Raw genomic sequence first — 2,974 nt, forward strand, 5'->3', positions numbered from 1 at the left:
TATGACACGGGGTCCTATTGTAGCTGCAATTCTTGAAAAGGAAAATGCTGTTGAGGATTTCAGAACATTGATTGGCGCAACCAATCCTGCAGATGCTGCTGAAGGTACCATCAGAAAACTTTATGCTGCTTCCATTGGAGAAAATGCTGTTCACGGAAGTGACAGTGATGAAAACGCCGCAATTGAAGGTGCTTTTCATTTTTCAGGAAGAGAGATGTTTTAAATCTTAGAGAAGATATTTTATAAAAAAAGCTGCAATTAATTTGCAGCTTTTTTTATTGTAAAATTATTTCTTTAATCAATTCATCGCCTAACTCTTCATTCATTAATTTGATGATTTTTTGTTTTCCATAGCTCAATTCTTCCCGTAAAACACTGGAATTGAGTTGAACAAATAGTTTTCCTCGATTGAGTTTGACGGCGGTGGTATATTTTTTAATAGCTGGGCCCATTAGTTTGTTCCAGGCCTCAGCTGCCTGAATTTGTTCCAAACCTTTATCCAGTTTGTTATTATTTACAAACTCCTTGAGGACTTCACTTATTGAGACTTCTTGTCCGTGTCTTTTTTTCATGGGGCAAGATTTAAAGGTTGATATCGTTTGTAAGTGTAGACCACTTCATTTTCGTTTTTCAATACCAATTGGTTTTCGTCTGCTTTTACTATTGTTTCTTTCCACTTGTGAAAAGGGGTTGAATACAGAAGTATTGCTTCAGAGCCTTCAAAGAGTACTTCAATTGCTTCTTCATCTTCTGTTTTTAAAAATGTTCCGTCCAGTTGTGGGGCTACTTTTTTTCGAAATCCTTTGGTGCCTTCAAGTTCGAAATAATCAACAAGTGAATTAATGGTGAATGATTTTTTTTCCCCGGATGGCAAGGTTACTTCTTCAATTTCCCAGTATCCATTGATGTTTTTCAAGTCGTTTTTATCAACTCCCTGCGAGCAGGCGGTAAGAATCAACAATAATAGGGTTACACTTAGTTTCATTGACATTTAATTTTAAACAAAGCTCTGTTCAAAGATACATAATGAAACCCGGAAAGCCTTTTACAAACGGAACATTTTATAGGTTTGATGCACTTTTTTTACGATATTTTCTGTGCGTTCAGGGTGGGTATCACTGATGAACAATTGACCGAAGTTTTCGCGTTCCACCAGTGTGATGATTTGCTCAACACGGCTTTCATCGAGTTTATCAAAAATATCATCCAATAATAAAATGGGGTTGATGTTGCTCAGTTTTTTCAGGAAATCAAACTGTGCTAACTTCAAAGCGATCAAGTAGGTTTTTTGCTGCCCCTGTGATCCAAACTTTTTGATGGGATGGTTGTCAATTTCAAAGTTTAAATCATCTTTATGAATCCCAACAGTTGTGTATTGCAGTGTTTTATCTTTATGGTAATTGTCTTTGAGCAAGCTGAGCAAAGGTTCTTTTTCTAGCTGACTTTTGTAAATAAGGTTTACGGTCTCGTTTCCGTTTGAAATGGATTGATGTCTTTTATTAAATATTGGAATAAACTGGTTTATAAACTCTGTTCTTTTTTGAAAAATCACAGTGCCCAATTCCTCCATTTGTTGGTTGTATATTTCTAAGGTATCAGGATTACTGGTGTTGTTTGCCGCAAAATATTTTAACAGTGCGTTGCGCTGTGCAACTACTTTGTTGTAGGAAATGAGTGTATTTAAATACTGCTGATCTCCCTGAGAAATCACCCCGTCCATGAATTTTCTTCTCGTGTCGCTGCCTTCAGTAATCAAATCCCTGTCTGCCGGGGAAATAATAACTAAAGGGATGCATCCAACGTGGTTGGCTAGTTTGTCATATTCTTTGCCATTGCGTTTAATCACTTTCTTTTGTCCGCGTTTAGCACTAACAATGATTCGTTCGGTTTTTTCAGACTTTAGATAGGTGCCATCAATTACAAAAAAATCGGAGTCGTGATTAATATTTTGGGTAGTTATGGGGTTAAAATAACTTTTTCCAAATGAAAGATGGTAAATTGCATCCAATATGTTTGTTTTTCCAACCCCATTGTTGCCCACAAAGCAATTTATTTTATGATCGAGGTCAAAATTTATGGCTTCAAAATTTTTATAATTGAGTAAAGACAGGTTTGGTAAATGCATAAATGACTAAAAACTTGTATGTTACGGGTTGCGGTAAGAATCTATTTAAGATAAATTAGAATATGCAAATTATTGAAAAATAACAAATAAATTCCCTTTTAAATTATAATAAAAATTTTATTTTTGCCCTTCACTAAAGAACTATTATGGCTACATATAAAAAGAGAGGGCATAAGCCTAAGACAAAGGAGGAAAGACAAGCAGCTATTGAAGAACAAAGCACAACTGCTGAGGTTTTTAACACCCTTGACGAAAAAGCATCTAAAACTGAACAATGGGTTGCTAAAAACCAAAAGTATATTTATGTTATTATTGGTGTTGTAGCAGTTGCCGTTTTGGGCTATTTAGCATATAGCCAGTATGTACAAAAGCCAAAAGAATTGGAAGCATCTAATGAAATGTACCAAGCTCAGGTTTATTTTGAACAAGCTTTGAATAGCCCGCAACAAGATTCTTTATTTAATCTTTCATTAAATGGTGGTCAGGGTAAGTTTGGATTTTTAGATATAATTGACAATTACAGTGGTACAGATGCAGCTAATATTTCCAGATATTATGCTGGAATTGCTTATTTGCAAACCAAGAATTATAAAGAAGCAATTGCACAATTAGATAAATTTAATGGAAAAGATGAAATGCTGGGGCCTATTGCCAAAGGAAACATTGGTGATGCTTTTGCAGAATTAGGACAAAAAGAAGATGCTTTAAAGTATTATACAGAAGCAGCAACTATGAATGAAAACGAGTTCACTTCACCAAAATACTTATTAAAAGCTGCTATTGTGGCATTGGAATTAGACAACGCCTCTGACGCATTGAAACATTTAAACAAAATCAAAACAGACTTCC

5 protein-coding genes are annotated in these 2,974 nt (G+C 35.0%); 2 read left to right on the top strand and 3 right to left on the bottom strand.

What is annotated here, in order from left to right; all coding sequences use genetic code 11:
* On the top strand, positions 1 to 223 hold a 223-nt coding region (locus AACY61_RS11525), incomplete at its 5' end, for a nucleoside-diphosphate kinase (RefSeq protein ID WP_339611730.1).
* 52 nt (positions 224 to 275) lie between these two features.
* Here AACY61_RS11525 and AACY61_RS11530 read toward each other — a convergent pair.
* From AACY61_RS11530 to AACY61_RS11540, 3 genes are read right to left on the bottom strand one after another with little or no spacing between them, the layout of a single operon-like run.
* Positions 276 to 572 carry a DUF721 domain-containing protein gene (locus AACY61_RS11530; RefSeq protein ID WP_339611731.1) on the bottom strand — a complete coding sequence of 99 codons (297 nt, stop codon included), beginning with the start codon at positions 570 to 572 and terminating at the stop codon, positions 276 to 278.
* Entirely contained in the window at positions 569 to 985 is a 417-nt protein-coding gene (locus AACY61_RS11535; RefSeq protein ID WP_339611732.1) for a hypothetical protein, read from the bottom strand. Before AACY61_RS11535 ends, AACY61_RS11530 begins: the two co-directional genes overlap by 4 nt.
* A 60-nt stretch (positions 986 to 1,045) precedes the next feature.
* Positions 1,046 to 2,125 carry a DNA replication/repair protein RecF gene (locus tag AACY61_RS11540; RefSeq protein WP_339611733.1) on the bottom strand — a complete coding sequence of 360 codons (1,080 nt, stop codon included), beginning with the start codon at positions 2,123 to 2,125 and terminating at the stop codon, positions 1,046 to 1,048.
* Between the two features lie 146 nt (positions 2,126 to 2,271).
* Here AACY61_RS11540 and AACY61_RS11545 point away from each other — a divergent pair.
* Positions 2,272 to 2,974, top strand: a 703-nt coding sequence (locus AACY61_RS11545; RefSeq protein WP_339611734.1) for a hypothetical protein, incomplete at its 3' end; no start/stop codon positions are given.

Origin of the sequence: uncultured Planktosalinus sp. (genome assembly GCF_963973675.1) — a bacterium.
In the GTDB taxonomy this organism is placed as follows: domain Bacteria; phylum Bacteroidota; class Bacteroidia; order Flavobacteriales; family Flavobacteriaceae; genus Planktosalinus.